The following is a 17,343-nucleotide window of genomic DNA, read 5'->3' as shown; positions in this document are numbered from 1 at the left end:
AAATCCGTTACCAGATCTTCACACGCTCCTGTTCCTGCAGGTACATCTTGTCGTTTTCGGTCACGCCGAAGGCCTCGTAAAAGCCTGGGATGTTACGTGGCGTGCCCATGGCGCGGAAGTGGCTTGGTGAGTGGTTGTCGGTCAACAGACGACGGCCCAGCTCTTCATCGCGGTAGTTACGGCGCCATACCTGAGACCAACCCATAAAGAAGCGCTGTTCGCCGGTCAGGCCATCGATAACAGGCGCTGGCTGACCATTCAGGCTCATCTGGTAGGCACGCAGGGCCACCGTCAGGCCGCCGAGGTCGCCGATGTTCTCGCCCAGCGTCAGGTCGCCATTCACAAACTTACCTGGCAGTGCTTCGTACTTGCTGTACTGCTCAGACAGTTGCTTGCCACGCTTTTGGAACTCTTCGCGGTCTTTGTCAGACCACCAGTTGCGCAGGTTGCCATCGCCGTCGTACTTGGAGCCCTGATCGTCAAAGCCGTGGCTGATTTCATGGCCAATCACGGCACCGATACCACCGTAGTTCACCGCATCATCGGCCGCCATATTGAAGAAAGGAGGCTGCAGAATGGCTGCTGGGAACACAATCTCGTTCATTACGGGGTTGTAGTAAGCATTCACGGTTTGCGGCGTCATATGCCATTCGCTGCGATCGATTGGCTGCCCCAGCTTACCCAGCATGTCGGCATATTCGAAGTTGGCATAGCGTACATAGTTACCCACCAGGTCGTCTGCCTTGATATCCAGGCCGCTGTAATCCTTCCACTTATCGGGGTAGCCAATCTTGTAGGTGAACTTGGACAGCTTTTCCTGGGCAGCAATCTTGGTGTCCGGGGTCATCCATTCCAGATCGTTAATGCTCACTTCAAAGCCTTTGATCAGATTATGGATAAGCTGCTCCATGCGGGCCTTGGCTTCTGGTTTGAAGTGGGCTTTCACATACTCGGCGCCCACCAGCTCACCAATCACCTGATCGGCCGCATCCACTGCACGTTTCCAGCGTGGCGCCTGCTCTTCGACACCGGCCAGGGTCTTGGCGTGGAAACCAAAGTGCAGCTGCACAAAGTTGTCACTCAGAAGCTCTGCGGCGCCATCGGTGAGATGGAAAGCCAGGTAATCCTGCCAGGCTTCTACCGGGAAGCTGCTATAGCCCTTGCCCAGCGCTTCAAAATAAGAAGGCTGGCGCACAATCACGTCGGTTACCTTGTCACCCAGGCCTGCGTTGGCCGCGAAGGCTTCAAAGTCGAAACCGCCCAAAAGGCTGGCCAATTCCTGACGGCTCAGCTTGTTGTAGGCCTTGTTGGCATCACGGGATTCAACTCGGCTCCACTGGTTTTGCGCAATAAAGAGTTCGATGTCGGCCACGCTCTTGGCTGCACGCTCTGCATTGGCATAACCGGCAGCTGTCAGCACCTCGGTCACATACTTGGCCAGGGCTTCACGGTTGGCAATGTACTTGGCATCGTCTTTCAGGTAGTAGTCACGGTCTGGCAGGGTCAGGCCGCCCTGACTCATATATACGGCATATTGAGTAGAGTTTTTGGCATCGTTGTTAACCCAAAAGCCGAAGGGAATGGAGCTGCCGTTGGTAAGGAGTGTTCCCATAAGCCCGGCGAGCGCCTTATGGTCAGCAGCCGCTGCAATGGCATCCAGACTCGCCTTGATTGGGGTGCCACCCAGTTGCTCCAGCTTGTCGGTGTTCATATAGCTGGCATAGAAGTCGCCAATTTTCTGCTCGTTTGAGCCAGCCACTTTATTGGGCTTGGCTGCCGCGTCTTCCACGATTTGTTTGAGGGCTTTTTGGCTCTCATCGTACAGCACTGAAAAGGCGCCATAGTTGGACTTGTCAGCCGGGATGGGCGTTTCTTTAAGCCAGGTACCGTTCACGCTGTAGTAAAAATCGTCCTGGTGGCGAACGCTGGAATCAAAGTTTTGCTTATCGATACCAGATACAGCCACAGCCTTGGCGACAGAGGTTTCAGGTGCTTTGTTGTTGTCGGCACAGCCAGCCAAACCCAGCCCCAGGGCAACGCCCAGCGCCAGAGTAGATAACTTGGTCATAGTATTCCCCGGTTTTTTTATTACAACCGCCTGCCATTGAATGACTCCAGCGGCACAGGTGATTGTGGTTTCTGTTATGTGCCCAAGCTGCGGGCAGAAAGGTCCCGCACAGCCTAACAGGAGATGTCAGGCCTTTCGAAGCGGGTTTTTGTAAATTTATGTGAGTTGTTAAAAATTCTTGCCAACAAACAGGTAAATGGAACGCTGACCATCGTCAGTGAGGCCGATACCAAGTGCCGCAGGGCCAAGCCCGGTATCTGTCCCGATGTAGAGACTGCTGGCGTAAATGAGATCTTGCAGTGAGACATCATCCATTTCCCACCACACATTACCGGCTTCGAGACTGGCACCGAGATACAGGGGATAGTCTGTCATCCCCAGAGCATCACGCCCAAGGTCATATTGATATACAAAGGCGCCAAAGACTTTATGGGCCCCAACCAATGAGTCTTTATGGTAGCCAGATAGGTTCAGGAAACCACCCAGTTCAGCAAGCTGAATAAAAGACTCACCGTCATTATCAGACGATTCCAGCGATAACTTGCCCACAAACGCATGGTTACCTACACCCAACGCCCCTTTCCAATCGGCCTGAACCTGGGTACTGAATTCATGCCCGTAATCGCCCAGATGATAGTCTCCACTGCGCAGTGTGACGCGCAGCGTGACCCTGTTACCGGATGTGGGAAAGCTTATGCTGTTGAGACTGTCATAACCAATCTGGAAATAGCCGCCGTAAGATGAAAATCTTAAATCCTTTAACAACAAAGCCTCGTTGGAAATTTTCCCCTTCTCGCCGGTAATGCCCAACTCCAGCTGGCCGTGCTGGGCAAAATTCAATCCTAAACCCAAGTCGATTCTATGGGCGTCTCTTTCAAACTCGAACACCTTGCTGTTGGCATCAAAGATTTCCCATGCAGTGATTTCATACTGATAGCGGGCACGGCCGTAAAACTCCTGGTCACGATCCAGCGGCTGATAAAACTCGGTGCCAAGGAGCTTTTCGTAACCCAGCTTAACCTCGTTGCGCCACTCTCCCCCATTCTCATTGAGGTTGGTCATGGTGTAAGCGGTATCCAGGGTCACAACCGAATCGGCAGTGAAGTCATCTTCCCAGTTAAATCCGAGATCGAAGTAATTAGGTCCCCATGACTTGTCCTTGGTGGAAACGGTCAACACCCGCCCTTCTGGCGTGTCAGTAAATTCGGCATCTACCCGCTCAAAGCGATTCAGGGCATAAAGCTGATTGATGCCCGCTTCCAGGTCTTCGCGGCTGACCACCTGCCCGGCCTTGATACCCAACCTATCCTCAAGCAAGCTTTCACTGACTCTGGAGCGATTGTCATACACGATGTCGATAACAGGACGCTGCATGTCATCGAGCCAAATCCTGGATCTGTCCCGCTTGCCCTGCTGATAATCTGCATACTGCTGCGCCTCAATGCTGAGGCCTTGAAGCTTAGACAGATGCTCTCTCGCCGCCGTTTCGCCCAGGGACAGAGCGGTACTCATAATGCTGAAATCCGTAGTACTGAGGGCATCGATAGCCGGACGGATAAGCACATCTTTGTCGGTCAGCAGTTTCTTTTGCGCTTCAGTGCTGGCGGCGGTCAGCATGGTGGATAACTGGTTGAGCACGGCTATGGTGCTTTTCAGCTCATCATTGCCCACCAGCGGCGAACCAATGTCGACCGCGATGATGATATCGGCGCCCATAGCCTTGACCACATCCACCGGCATGTTGTTGGCGATACCGCCATCCACCAGCAAACGCCCTTCAATCAGCATGGGCTGCAATGCACCGGGCACTGTGGCAGAGGACTGCATCGCCTTGATGACGCTTCCATTCGACAAGATAACCGGCTGACTGGTGGCCAGATCGGTGGCAACAGCACGGTAAGGAATGGCGAGTTCATCGAAACTGGTAAATTCACGCACCACATCGGTGGATTCGCGCAGCAGTATCGACATGGTCTGGCCGCGCAGCAAACCGCTGGGTGCTTTCACCTCATCGTCGGAATAACCGATGTGCAGAGGGATGTTGTACTTGTCTCTGAGCTGCTTGTCCCGATAGCTCAGTGATTCACGGGGGATGGTATCGGAATAACCCCGGTTCCAATCCACGTTCATCATGATGGCTTCGATTTCGCTGGCGCTGTAACCCAACGCGTACATACCCGCCACGTAGGCCCCTATGCTGGTGCCGGCCACATAATCCACCGGGATTTTTTGTTCTTCAAGCACCTTGAGCACACCTACGTGCGCTGCGCCTTTTGCTCCACCGCCACTGAGAACCAGACCCACCTTCGGGCGGTCTGCCGCCTGGGCAACAGACAGAGAAAAGAACAGCAGCAGTGACAAAATTTTCTTCATGAGTCCCGAGAGCTAAAGTGAAAGGGTTGCAGTGGTCGCCATTCTAACAGACATGGCGCGTTTAAGTTAAAAACATGAGTAATTACTGAACAGTAACAAACACATCAGACCTGTTCGGGGGAGGCCGAAGCTGGGCCATCCAGCATCAGATAGGCATCCATGTCGTCACGGGGCATGGGCTTGGCAAAGTAGTATCCCTGAATTACATGACAACCCCGTTCCAATACCTGATTGAGCTGTTCCCGGGTTTCGATGCCCTCTGCCACAACCTTGAGTTTCAGGTTGCGGGCCAGTTCAATAATACTGGACACAATCGCTTGGTCTGCCTGATTGTCGGCAATATCTATCAGGAAAGAGCGATCAATCTTCAGCAGGTTAACGTCGAAATGGCGCAGATAAGCCAGCGACGAGTAGCCGGTACCAAAGTCATCAATGGCAACCTGCACCCCCATATCCCTGAGCAGACGCAGGTGATCGCGGGCGATGTGCAGCTCTTTCATCAACACCCCTTCGGTGATTTCAAGCGCCAGGTTTTCTACCGGAATACACGTCTCTACCAGAGTACGGCGCAGGTGGTCGATAAAATCGGGCTGACGGAAATGCACTGCCGAGATGTTTACCGAGATTTTAAAGGGACGCTTAAGTTTGCGGCTCCAGCGCGCCCCATCCAGGCACGCCTGACGTAATACCCACTTGTCTATGTCTATGACCAACCCACAGGCTTCGGCTACCTTGATGAAAATGTCAGTACGGATAAAGCCGTCCTTGGGATGCTGCCAGCGCAACAAGGCTTCCATCCCTATGACCTGATTATCATCATTTACATCAATTTGCGGTTGGTAATGGAGGATAAATTCTTGCCGCTCCAGCGCCTTGCGTAAATCCGCCTCCAAACGCAAATGATAAAGCGCCTCGGCATTACGTTCCTGAGAATAATATTGGAAGTTGCCGCGCCCCTCTTCCTTGGCATGATACATGGCCAAATCGGCGTTTTTGATTAAGGCCTCGGGCTGACGTGCATCGTCAGGCCAAATGGAAATGCCAATACTGGTAGAGATATAGAACTCACGGCCAAAGAGTTTAAACGGCGTTTCGATTTGGCCGAGAATGGTATTGGCCAGATGGTTCAGGGTATCCACCTCGGTACCATGGATAAGCACCACAAACTCATCGCCACCAAAACGGCACAGGGTATATTCAGGATCGATACAAGACTGCAGCCGCGCAGCCGCCTCCACTAAAAGCGCGTCGCCCATACCATGGCCGAAGGAGTCATTCACGTGCTTAAAGCGGTCAAGGTCAAGGAACATCAATGCCAGCTTTTCATCATTCTGGGTGGCCTTGTGTATGGCCTGATTCAGTCTGGCAGCAAACAGCGAACGATTGGGCAGGCCTGTGAGCACATCGTAGTTGGCGAGTCGCCGTAAATCCGCTTCACTGCGTTTGCGCTCGGTAATATCCGAGAACACGACCACGTAGTGCTGCACCTTGCCCTGCAGTCCCAGCATCACAGAAACGTTCAGCCAAACGGGGCACACCTGCCCGGCGGCGATACGCAGCTCGCGCTCGCCGGTCCAGCTCATGCCATTGGCGAGCAAGGTCGCTATCTCACTGCGATTGGTGCCATGCTCGGTAAGCAGCGAAATAAATTTGCGACCGGCCAGCTCTGCCATGGCGGCGCCCAAAATTGACTGGGCGGCTCGGTTGGCAACTTTGATTTGCTCGTCGGCGTCGAGGATAAGCACCCCTTCAGAGGTGTTTTCAAACGCCTGTGCCAACAGGTCTACCTCATTTTGCAACTGCTTGTGCTGGGTGATATCGCTGTAGATACCACTGATTTTTTCAACCTCACCGGTCTCTTTGTTAAATTGACTTGGGCGCCCACGCACCCTGAGCCATCCCCAGCTTCCAGTGCGGCGCTGGAACCGATATTCAGCGTCGAATCGTTCAATCTCACCGTTGATCACCGCCAACCAGTGAGACACCACCCTGTCTCTGTCGTCCGGATGGATGGGAAACTCCTCAAAGTTCACCCTCAGGACCTCCTGCGCCACCGACAGGACCCCATTGCGATTATCCAGATAGAAAGAGTTGTCTTTGCGGGTCCAAACCCAAAGATCCGAGTCACTGCCACGCAGGGACTGACGCAGCCGGTCTTCGCTCTCCAAAAGCGCCGTGTTCATATTACGAAAACGCTCAACCTGGCGATGTCGGATAAGAATGATGGCCAGGGTTAACAGCATCAGGAACACTATCAGTGACCATTTGAACAGCGCCGTCTCCCACCAGTATTGCTGCACATGCAGGCGATGGACGTAAGGGGTATCGTCCCAGATTTCATTGCGACGGCTCAATAGTTCAAGTTCCAGCCTGCCTGCGTCCAGCCCTGAGAGATTGAGCTGAGGTTGGCCATCGAGTAGCAGGTATTTGGGTTCAACCAACTGCCCCTGTTTGCCCAGGCGATATTTAAGCCTGATGGGGGAATCATCGAGAAAATCGTTACTGGTCAGCTGCAAACTGATCATGCGAGCGCCCGGCGCTACTGTGGTAAAATCGCTCGGCACAAGGGACTTTTCGGTGTGGCTATCATAAAACACCGTCACCGACTCCAGAAATACCCGTTCGTCGGTGATGCGATTGCTCAGGCCATTGACATCCATCAGACGCACCCCGTTGGGGCTGCCCAAAAACAGCCCCTTATCCTCACGGTAGGCATAGGCGCCTTCGTTGAACTCGGTATTGACGACACCATCTTCTACGGTAAACACCTGCACTTCAGATGTCTCTTTGTGCTGACGCACCAAGGCGCGAGGACAAAGGATCACACGGTAATCCGGCGTTTCCAACAGGCCAAAGGCCGTATAGCAGCTGAGTTTCCACCTTTCCTGCAAAGACGCCAAGGTATCCGTGTTGGTCTGGTACTCCATCACGCCAAACAGGGATGTCCCCAGCCACAGCTTACCAGGTGTAACCTCGAGGATATGCCCTACCTGCAAGTCGCCCTTCATCCCACTGAAAAGTTCACGCTTATCGATAAAGTAGCCATCAGAATCCAGGTAACCAAACTCATCCGGACCACCCAGCCAGAGTTTACCGTCCGAGCCTCTGAGCATGCTGTAGATAGCAGGTTGGTAACGTTCACCGCTGCGACTGATGAGGGCATATTCCTGGGGGTCAAACAGACCGGGCTCCCAATAATACAAACCGGTTCCGGTTAAGAACCACAGCCGCCCCGGGATCCCGGGGTCCTTATAAACCTGGAATATCCATTTGCGTTTCAACGACTCAATACCATGACTCCACTCGTGGAATCTCTTGGTAGCATGGGTGTTTTTATCCTGCAAAAACAGTCCATTGGTGGTTGCCAGCAGCAGGTAGTCATTGTTCAGAGAGGTGATGGCATACACACTGTCATTGGGTTCAAACTCCTCTGGTGTACTCAGCACCGAGCCGACTTTCCCCTCTTCTACGCTGACGATGCCCGCATCGGTGCCAAACCAATAGCGGTCACCCTCGGTGAAAATAGACCAGATCATCTGGTTTCCCAGTGAATACGGGGGCTGATTGTTGAAGGTTTCCCTCAGGAATGTGGGCTTATCCACCGCCAGCACCAGCCCCTCGCCGGCGCCACCGAGCCAAATCAAATCCTGACTGTCGATGGCAACATCCTGAACATAATCAATATTGGCAAGTTGGCGCAGATCGTTGTCGAACTTTTCGAAAACCTGGTCGTCCGGTGACCACTTCAACACACCGGCGCGACTTGCCATCCACAGGTTGCCTTTGCCATCTTCATTGATGGCGGTGATGTAGTAAGGCACCTGTGGCACAGGCAGAATCTGCTGGGAGTCGGGCAGCACTTCAAACAAACCATCGCTCGAGGTCAGCCACACACGGCCCGCTCTATCCCGATAAAGACGTTTGGCCTGGCCCGATGCCTCCACCCAGGGTAAATCGACCTGCTTTTCACCCTTGGCGGAGCGAATTTCCAGATGATAGGGCTTGCCAACGATGAGCTGCCCTGAGGGCAGATAGAGCAGCTTGTCCCAGAGTACGTCTGGGTCCTTCTGCAATTGAACTACCTTCTCCAACTGCCAGTTCTGATGGTCCAGCTTCAGGATTTGCCCCTTGCTGTTCAGCAACATCAAGGAGTGCTGATCCACGGCACTGCGGTCAATAATGCCGCCCCCTTCGTATTCGGGTAATAAGGCCGCACTGCCGATTTCTTCGAAGGTATCTGAAGGAATATGGTAACGATAAAGGGTGTCAGATACGCTCACCAGCAGATATTCCTGCCCCAGCGCAACCACGTCCATGATGTAAGAATCGTTGAGGCGGTTTTCCCCCTGATGGGAATCTACCCTGCGCACCATGGTTTTACTGACCCGAAACAGGCCATCTTCGGTAGCAACCCAGACAAACCCATAGCGGTCGAAGGTAATGGAGTTGATCATGCCATTGGACAGGCCATCGCGACTGGCAAAGATCCGCTGCACAAACTCACCGCCATAGCTGACGTTAAGCCAGGGCAGCAAAAGTACCAACATCAGCAGCAGAGATTGAGCAACTTTTTTTATCATAGTTGTTATCGCGGCACGACCCGAAAACCAAGCACAGGCAGAAATTAACTGCCTAAGACCAAGAGATGATTACACAAATTTTACACTATTCACAAATAGAGCCACAAAAAAAGACGCCTCCAGGGCGTCTTTTTTATGGCTTTTCAGAAATTACTTTTTCTTTTTCGCCTTGGGGTTTGGCAGGTCAGTGATAGAACCTTCGTAAACCTCAGCCGCCAGGCCCACAGACTCGTGCAGAGTTGGGTGAGCGTGGATGGTCAGCGCGATGTCTTCGGCATCACAACCCATCTCGATGGCGAGGCCAATTTCGCCCAAGAGTTCGCCGCCGTTCACACCAACGATGGCACCACCAATCACGCGGTGAGTCTCTTTGTCGAAAATCAGCTTGGTCATACCGTCACTGGCATCAGAGGCGATGGCGCGGCCGGAAGCAGCCCATGGGAAGGTGGCGGTCTCAAACGCAATACCTTTCTCTTTGGCTTCTTTCTCGGTCAGACCTACCCAGGCCACTTCAGGGTCGGTGTAAGCGATAGATGGAATCACCTTAGGATCGAAGAAGTGCTTCAGACCAGAGATCACTTCGGCAGCCACGTGGCCTTCATGCACACCTTTGTGCGCCAGCATTGGCTGACCCACGATGTCGCCCACGGCGAAGATGTGTGGCACGTTGGTGCGCAGTTGCTTGTCTACCTTGATAAAGCCGCGCTCATCTACGTTCACGCCGGCTTTTTCTGCATCAAGCAGCTTGCCGTTAGGAGTACGGCCGATGGCCACCAGCACGGCGTCATAACGCACAGGCTCAGTTGGGGCCTTCTTGCCTTCCATAGAAACGTAGATACCGTCTTCTTTGGCTTCAACCGCGGTCACCTTGGTTTCCAGCATCAGGTTGAATTTCTTGCTGATCTTACGGGTGTAAACCTTCACCACGTCTTTGTCTGCAGCAGGGATAACCTGGTCGAACATTTCAACCACGTCGATGTCACTGCCCAGCGCATGGTACACGGTACCCATTTCCAGACCGATAATACCGCCGCCCATCACCAGCAGCTTCTTGGGAACTTCTTTCAGTTCCAGTGCATCGGTAGAGTCCCAAATACGTGGGTCTTCATGAGGAATGAATGGCAGCTGGATTGGACGTGAACCGGCAGCGATGATGGCGTTATCGAAGTTCACCACGGTCACGGCGCCGTCGGCACCGGTCACTTCGATGCTGTTGGGGCCGGTGAATTTACCCAGACCGTTTACAACCTGCACTTTACGCATCTTGGCCATGCCACCCAGACCACCGGTCAGTTGGCCGATCACTTTCTCTTTGTAGCCGCGCAGCTTGTCGATATCGATGCTTGGCTCGCCGAATACTACGCCGTGCTCGGCAGCAGTTTTGGCTTCTTCAATCACTTTGGCAATGTGCAGCAGGGCCTTTGATGGGATACAACCCACGTTCAGACACACGCCACCCAGGGTGCTGAAGCGCTCGATGATTACGGTTTCCAGACCAAGGTCGGCAGCACGGAAAGCGGCTGAATAACCCGCAGGGCCCGCACCCAACACTACTACCTGAGTTTTGATTTGATTACTCATGTTTTCCTCTGAATTTTTCTTCATTCCGTCGTTTAAAAAGTTGCTCAAGCATTTGAGGGAGGCGACTTTTTAAACCAACTATCGGCCCGCTTGTAAGGTGGCCGCATTTTAACCCGCGTTCGACACGGATCACAATAAAAAGGCCGTCCTATTCAGGACAGCCTTTACGGTTACAGAACGAGTTTGCGTATGTCTGACAGTACACCGCTCAGATACGTGGTGAACTTGGCACCTTCGGCGCCGTCAATCACCCGGTGATCGTACGACAGCGACAGTGGCAGCATCAGGCGTGGCACAAATTCCTTGCCGTTCCACTTGGGCTTCAGCTCAGACTTGGACACACCCAGAATACCCACTTCAGGGGCATTCACGATTGGAGTGAACGAGGTACCACCGAGGCCACCCAGACTGGAGATGGTAAAGCAGCCGCCCTGCATGTCAGAGGCAGTAAGCTTACCGGCGCGGGCCTTCTTGGAGATTTCAGCCAGCTCGCGGGACAGCTCATAGATGCCTTTCTTGTTCACATCGCGTACCACAGGCACCACCAGACCATTGGGCGTATCCACCGCAATGCCGATGTTGATGTATTTCTTCAGAATGAGGCTCTCGCCATCTTCTGACAGAGACGCGTTGAACGACGGGAAAGCTTCCAGTGACTTGGCCACCGCCTTCATGATGAACACCAGTGGGGTGATCTTCATACCGGTATCTTTCTTGGCTTCCTCGGCGTTTTGCGCCTTGCGGAAATCTTCAAGCTCGGTGATATCGGCCTCATCAAACTGAGTCACATGGGGGATCATCACCCAGTTGCGGTGCAGGTTGGCACCACTGATCTTCTTGATGCGTGACAGCGGCTGAGTCTCAACTTCACCAAACTTGCTGAAGTCCACCTTCGGCCATGGCAGCAGGTTCAGACCGGCGCCGGAAGCGGCACCCGCAGCGGCGGTGGCGGAGCCTGATTCGAGACGCTTAAGTGCTTCTTTGATGTAAGACTGCACGTCTTCACGCACCACGCGGCCCTTGCGACCTGTACCCTTCACCTTGGCGAGGTTAACGCCAAACTCACGGGCCAGACGACGGATAACCGGTGAAGCATGGGCATACTCGTGGTTTTCCACGAACTCGCCGGTCTTACTTTGAGACTGAGCCTGGGCATTGGCGCCTGGCGCCGGAGCAGCCGCTGGTGCAGCTGCCTGAGCTACAGGTGCAACTGGCGCGGCAGCAGGAGCAGCACCTTTTACCGGAGTGCCGGCCACTTCAAACACCATGATCAGTGAACCGGTAGACACCTTGTCACCCGCGGCCACCTTGATGGCTTTCACAGTACCGGCGAATGGTGCCGGCACCTCCATGGAGGCCTTGTCGCCTTCCACGGTCAGCAGTGACTGGTCGGCAGCAACGGTGTCGCCTACCTTCACCAGCACTTCGGTCACTTCCACTTCATCACCGCCGATGTCCGGCACGTGAATGTCTTTGTCACCGCCGGCAACAGCGGCTGGCGCGGCTGCAACCGGTGCAGGCGCGGCAGCTGCGGCCACAGGGGCAGCACCAGCCGTTTCGAACACCATGATCAGGGAGCCAGTGGCAACCTTGTCACCGGTGGCGACCTTGATTTCTTTCAGCACACCGGCGAACGGCGCAGGCACTTCCATGGAGGCCTTGTCGCCTTCCACGGTGATCAGTGGCTGCTCGTCAGTGATGCTGTCGCCCACTTTGACCAGAATCTCAGTGACTTCAACTTCGTCACCGCCGATGTCGGGCACAAACACATCTTTCAGTGCGGCCACCGCAGGGGCAGCAGCAACCGGCGCTGGCGCGGTGGCCTGGGCAGCAGGAGCAGGAGCGGCAGCAGCCGGTGCGGCACCAGCCTGCTCACCTTCAAACATCATGATGAGTGAGCCGGTGGCGACCTTGTCGCCCACCGCAATTTTAATTTCCTTGACCACGCCAGCCTTGGGAGCCGGTACTTCCATGGAAGACTTGTCGCCTTCTACGGTGATCAGCGACTGATCGGCAGTGATGGAATCACCCACCTTGACCAGGATCTCGGTCACTTCGACTTCATCTGTGCCGATATCGGGTACATGAATTTCGATTGCCATTGTCTCGTCTCTTACGCGTAAAGTGGGTTCATCTTTTCGGTGTCGATATCGAACTTCTTGATGGCAGCAACTACCACAGACTTTTCGATGTCACCGCGCTTGGCCAGTTCGTTCAGGGCTGCAACCACCACGTAACCGGCGTTCACTTCGAAGTGACGACGCAGGTTGGCGCGGCTGTCGGAGCGACCGAAACCGTCGGTACCCAGCACCTTGTAAGACGCGCTTGGCATGAAGGCACGTACCTGTTCGGCGTAGTTCTTCATGTAGTCGGTCGCGGCGATGGCAGGCTCGTTGCCCATCACAGTGGTGATGTAAGGTACGCGGGCCTCAGCTTCCGGATGCAGCATGTTAAAACGCTCGCAGTCCTGACCGTTGCGGGCCAGCTCGTTGAACGAGGTTACCGAGAACACGTCAGAACCTACGCCGTATTCTTCAGCCAGGATTACCGCGGCTTTGCGTACTTCGTTCATGATGGTGCCTGAACCCATCAGCTGAACTTTTGATGGCTTCGCTGGGCTGTAGGCACTGCCCTTGCCGCCAGCGTGGCTTTCGAGCTTGTAGATACCCTTGCGGATACCTTCCTCGGCACCTTCCGGCATGGCTGGCATGGCGTAGTTTTCATTCATCAGGGTCAGGTAGTAGAACACATTCTCCTGCTCGCCATACATGCGGCGGATACCGTCCTGAATGATCACGGCTGTTTCATATGCGAAGGTCGGATCGTAAGAAATACAGTTAGGTACAGTACCGGCCAGGATGTGGCTGTGACCATCTTCGTGCTGCAAACCTTCACCGTTCAGGGTAGTACGACCGGCGGTGGCACCCAAAAGGAAGCCGCGCGCCTGCTGGTCGCCCGCCATCCACGCCATATCGCCCACACGCTGGAAGCCGAACATGGAGTAGTAGATGTAAAACGGGATCATCGGCAGATTGTTGGTGCTGTACGAGGTGGCAGCGGCAACCCATGAAGACATGGCGCCCAGCTCGTTAATCCCTTCCTGCAGCACCTGGCCTGAGGTGTCTTCCTTGTAGTAAGACACGATATCGCGGTCTTCAGGAATGTAGTTCTGGCCGTAGGGGTTGTAGATACCAATCTGACGGAACAGACCTTCCATACCGAAGGTACGGGCTTCGTCGGCGATGATAGGGACAATGTTTTTGCCGATATTCTTGTCCTTGAGCAGGATGTTCAGGGTACGAACAAAGCCCATGGTGGTAGAGATATCACGCTTCTGCTCTTCCAGCAGAGGCTGGAACTCAGACAGTTCAGGGGCAACAAACTCGCCGGTGAAGTTGGGCAGACGCTTTGGCGTGTAGCCGTGCAGGGCGGCACGACGCTCGTGCAGATACTTGTGCTCAGCACTGCCTTCTTCGAGCTTGATGTATGGCAGGTTAAGCAAGGCTTCGTCGCTAACCAGATCGCCAAGACCCAGACGGTCACGCAGCTTGGCCACGTGGGACATGTCCATCTTCTTCACCTGGTGCGCGATGTTCTTGCCTTCGGCCGCATCGCCCATGCCGTAACCTTTTACAGTCTTGGCCAGGATAACGGTTGGACGCCCCTTGGTCTCCTGGGCAGCCTTGAATGCCGCGTACAGCTTGGAAGGCTCATGACCACCACGCTTGAGGGCGAAGATTTCTTCGTCGGTCATGTCGGCAACCAGAGCAGCTGTCTCTGGGTACTTACCGAAGAAGTGCTCACGCACGTAGGCGCCATCTTTCGCCTTGAAGGTCTGATAGTCACCGTCAACGGTTTCATTCATCAGTTGCAGCAGCTTGCCGGTGGTGTCTTTGGCCAGCAGCTTGTCCCAGCCACTGCCCCACACTACCTTGATCACGTTCCAGCCCGCGCCTTTAAACAGGCCTTCGAGTTCCTGGATGATCTTACCGTTACCCATTACCGGGCCGTCGAGACGCTGCAGGTTACAGTTGATGAGGAAGCACAGGTTGTCCAGCTTCTCACGGGCAGCAAACGAGATGGCGCCGCGGCTTTCCGGCTCGTCCATTTCACCGTCGCCGAGGAAGGCGTATACGCGCTGCTCGGTGGTGTCTTTCAGGCCACGGCCGTTCAGGTACTTGAGGAAACGCGCCTGATAAATGGCAGAGATAGGACCCAGACCCATGGATACGGTGGGGAATTGCCAGAATTCAGGCATGAGTTTCGGGTGCGGGTAAGAAGAAATACCCTTGCCGTCCACTTCCTGACGGAAGTTGTCCAGCTGCTCTTCGGTCAGACGACCTTCGAGGAAAGCACGGCTGTAGATACCGGGGGCAATGTGGCCCTGATAGTACACCAGGTCGCCGCCATCTTTGTGGTTGGGGGCACGGAAGAAGTGGTTGAAACACACTTCGTAGAAGGCCGCCGCCGACTGGAATGAGGCCATGTGACCACCCAGCTCCAGATCCTTCTTGGACGCGCGCAGTACTATCATGATGGCGTTCCAACGGATGATGGAACGGATACGGCGCTCAATGGTGATGTCACCGGGGTAAGCCGGTTCCTGAGTCAACGGAATGGTATTCACATAGTTGGTAGTGATGCCGGTTGGCATGTCCACGCCATCCAGACGCGCCTGCTCCAGAACTTGTTCCAGCAGGTACTGGGCGCGTTCTACGCCTTCTTCGCGAACGACGGAGTCGAGGGCTGCAAGCCACTCTTGAGTTTCGATGGGGTCTAAGTCTTGCAGCACTGAATTTTTTTGCATAGGTTCAGACATGAGACTGTCCTTATATATACATATTTATGGGAAAAGTGGCTTTTGAGGTACTGGCAACAATGCCATCCCGACTATCAGGCACCACTCTTTAATCGGCGCAGGCTACGCTGCAACCGGCTGTCTTCTTCCCTCACCGCCAACATCACCTCTTCGATGTAGCTCAAATGCTCATTCGAGGCTTCGCGGGCCGCTTCGGGATCGCGGCGAACAATGGCGGCGAGCAGGGCCCGACGATGTTCATTCGCCATTCTGGAGGCATCTTCGCGGCGGCTCAGAAGCTCCAGGTTTTGTGCCACATTCTTGTGCAGCACTGGAGTTAAACTTAAAACCAAATGCAACATGGCCACATTGTGGGAGGCTTCAGCCACGGCGCGATAAAAACGCACGATGGCAGCGGCCTGAGCTTCGATATCTTTGGCCTCTTCCACTTCCAAAATCATTTTTTGGATGTTCTGCATGTCAGCATCGGTACCGCGTAAGGCGGCAAAGTAAGCCATCATGCCTTCGGTGGCATGACGGAATTCGAGCAGATCGTACTGGCTTTCGGTGTCGCTCTGCATGAGCTCTACGATAGGATCCGCCATGCTTTGCCACAGCTGTTCTTTCACGTAGGTACCACCGCCCTGGCGACGCATCAGCAGGCCTTTGGCCTCGAGCTTTTGGATGGCTTCGCGCAGGGAAGGACGGGAAACTTCAAATTGAATGGCCAACTCCCGCTCAGGGGGCAGTTTTTGACCGGGCTTGAGACTGCCTTCGAGGATCATGCGCTCGAGTTGCTGCATGATCACATCCGAGATCTTCGGCTGGTTGATTTTGCTATATGCCATGTGGGCCCTCAGCTCCATTGTAAATTGGTCTTACCAATTTATGCGAGTGAGCGCACTTTATCAAATCACGGTTTTAAAGTCCATACAGTGATCCATATCACCCACGACATGAGAGCATAGCTGAAAAAAATTGTCATGGGGTCAGACCAATTAACAAACCTGAGTCAAGTATTGCATTTCAGATACTTGCGCCACCTGATGGAGTTTAATTGACGACGCCAAAAATAGTCAGCAGTGAAACGGCCGCCAATAGCAAGATAAAGTTACGCTTGCTTAACCCAAGCAAAACCAGGGTTGGCTGCAGGCACACAGGCGCAGATGAGGGCTGGGGGATGGACTCGGCCTCCGTGGCGGTTTCCGTGACAAGTTGTCTGGCAGGGGTTGACAGGTCAAAGGCCAATTTTCGCCAGCGATTGAACGCACTGCTGAACTGGCCGGCAAGCACATAGCCAAAGGCAAAAATTCGACTGGGCAGCCAATCCAGCACGGTAAGCAAAGCATCAACGTAAGGCAGTTGCAGATTGCCACGTTTTTGCATTTGCTCGTAGTAACGCACGCTGCAGTAGAGCACCGCGGCAACGGGACCAAGGGCTATCAGATACAATGCCACTGCGCCATAAAATCGATAGTTTATCCAGGCAACACTTTGCCCAACCTTCAGCCCCAGCTCATCGGCAGTCACGGCTTCAAGACAGGAGGAACAATCGAGTTCTGCACCATGGCGATAACAGGCTTGGGTATCACCGCGGCACGCCGCCTGAATATACCGCTTGAAGGCTTTGCGTTGTTCCTGATGACTGAAACACACCATGGCGGTGAGCACCCACACCGCCAGAGTCAGCAGCCCCCAGGCTATGCCGCTGACCAATATCAGGGCCAGATACACTAAAATCGCGGGTAGCAGCAGTGCAAATAACACCTGAAATTCAGATGCCTGCCCATTAACAAATTCGTCTTTCCACAGCCGGCGATGCAGCCTCGATATCAGAGTATCAAATTGCCAGGTTTCGGGTAAAAACTTAAGGCGTTCGGCTAATATCGCCATCAACAATGAAAATAGTGCCATCCTGTTTCTCCCATTCCATGCTACATCGC

General features: G+C 54.0%; 8 protein-coding genes. All 8 read right to left on the bottom strand.

The genetic code is table 11. The annotated features are described in order from the left end of the window. Window positions 1-7: 7 nt before the first annotated feature. Complete coding sequence (locus JQC75_RS01840) at window positions 8-2,068, bottom strand: M13 family metallopeptidase (RefSeq protein WP_203325813.1); 2,061 nt, start codon at window positions 2,066-2,068, stop codon at window positions 8-10. 168 nt (window positions 2,069-2,236) lie between these two features. Beyond that, window positions 2,237-4,441, bottom strand: coding sequence for a patatin-like phospholipase family protein (locus JQC75_RS01835; RefSeq protein ID WP_203325812.1), 2,205 nt, complete (start codon window positions 4,439-4,441; stop codon window positions 2,237-2,239). Between the two features lie 104 nt (window positions 4,442-4,545). Further along, on the bottom strand, window positions 4,546-9,021 hold the full coding sequence (locus JQC75_RS01830) for an EAL domain-containing protein (RefSeq protein WP_203325811.1): 4,476 nt from the start codon (window positions 9,019-9,021) through the stop codon (window positions 4,546-4,548). A 150-nt stretch (window positions 9,022-9,171) separates the two neighbouring features. Further along, window positions 9,172-10,602, bottom strand: coding sequence for a dihydrolipoyl dehydrogenase (gene lpdA, locus JQC75_RS01825; protein WP_203325810.1), 1,431 nt, complete (start codon window positions 10,600-10,602; stop codon window positions 9,172-9,174). 170 nt (window positions 10,603-10,772) lie between these two features. Continuing rightward, complete coding sequence (gene aceF, locus JQC75_RS01820) at window positions 10,773-12,704, bottom strand: pyruvate dehydrogenase complex dihydrolipoyllysine-residue acetyltransferase (RefSeq protein WP_203325809.1); 1,932 nt, start codon at window positions 12,702-12,704, stop codon at window positions 10,773-10,775. Between the two features lie 11 nt (window positions 12,705-12,715). Next, window positions 12,716-15,421, bottom strand: a complete 2,706-nt coding sequence (aceE, locus tag JQC75_RS01815; RefSeq protein WP_203325808.1) for a pyruvate dehydrogenase (acetyl-transferring), homodimeric type — start codon at window positions 15,419-15,421, stop codon at window positions 12,716-12,718. A gap of 74 nt (window positions 15,422-15,495) precedes the next feature. Beyond that, entirely contained in the window at window positions 15,496-16,248 is a 753-nt protein-coding gene (gene pdhR / locus JQC75_RS01810) for a pyruvate dehydrogenase complex transcriptional repressor PdhR (protein WP_203325807.1), read from the bottom strand. Window positions 16,249-16,453: 205 nt separating this feature from the next. Continuing rightward, the gene (ampE, locus tag JQC75_RS01805) at window positions 16,454-17,314 is read right to left on the bottom strand and encodes a beta-lactamase regulator AmpE (protein WP_203325806.1); all 861 of its coding nucleotides are present in this window, start codon (window positions 17,312-17,314) and stop codon (window positions 16,454-16,456) included. Window positions 17,315-17,343: the final 29 nt, after the last annotated feature.

This window comes from Shewanella litorisediminis, assembly GCF_016834455.1.
GTDB classification, from domain to species: Bacteria; Pseudomonadota; Gammaproteobacteria; order Enterobacterales; family Shewanellaceae; genus Shewanella; species Shewanella litorisediminis.
This window is presented reverse-complemented; position numbering and strand designations above follow the sequence as displayed.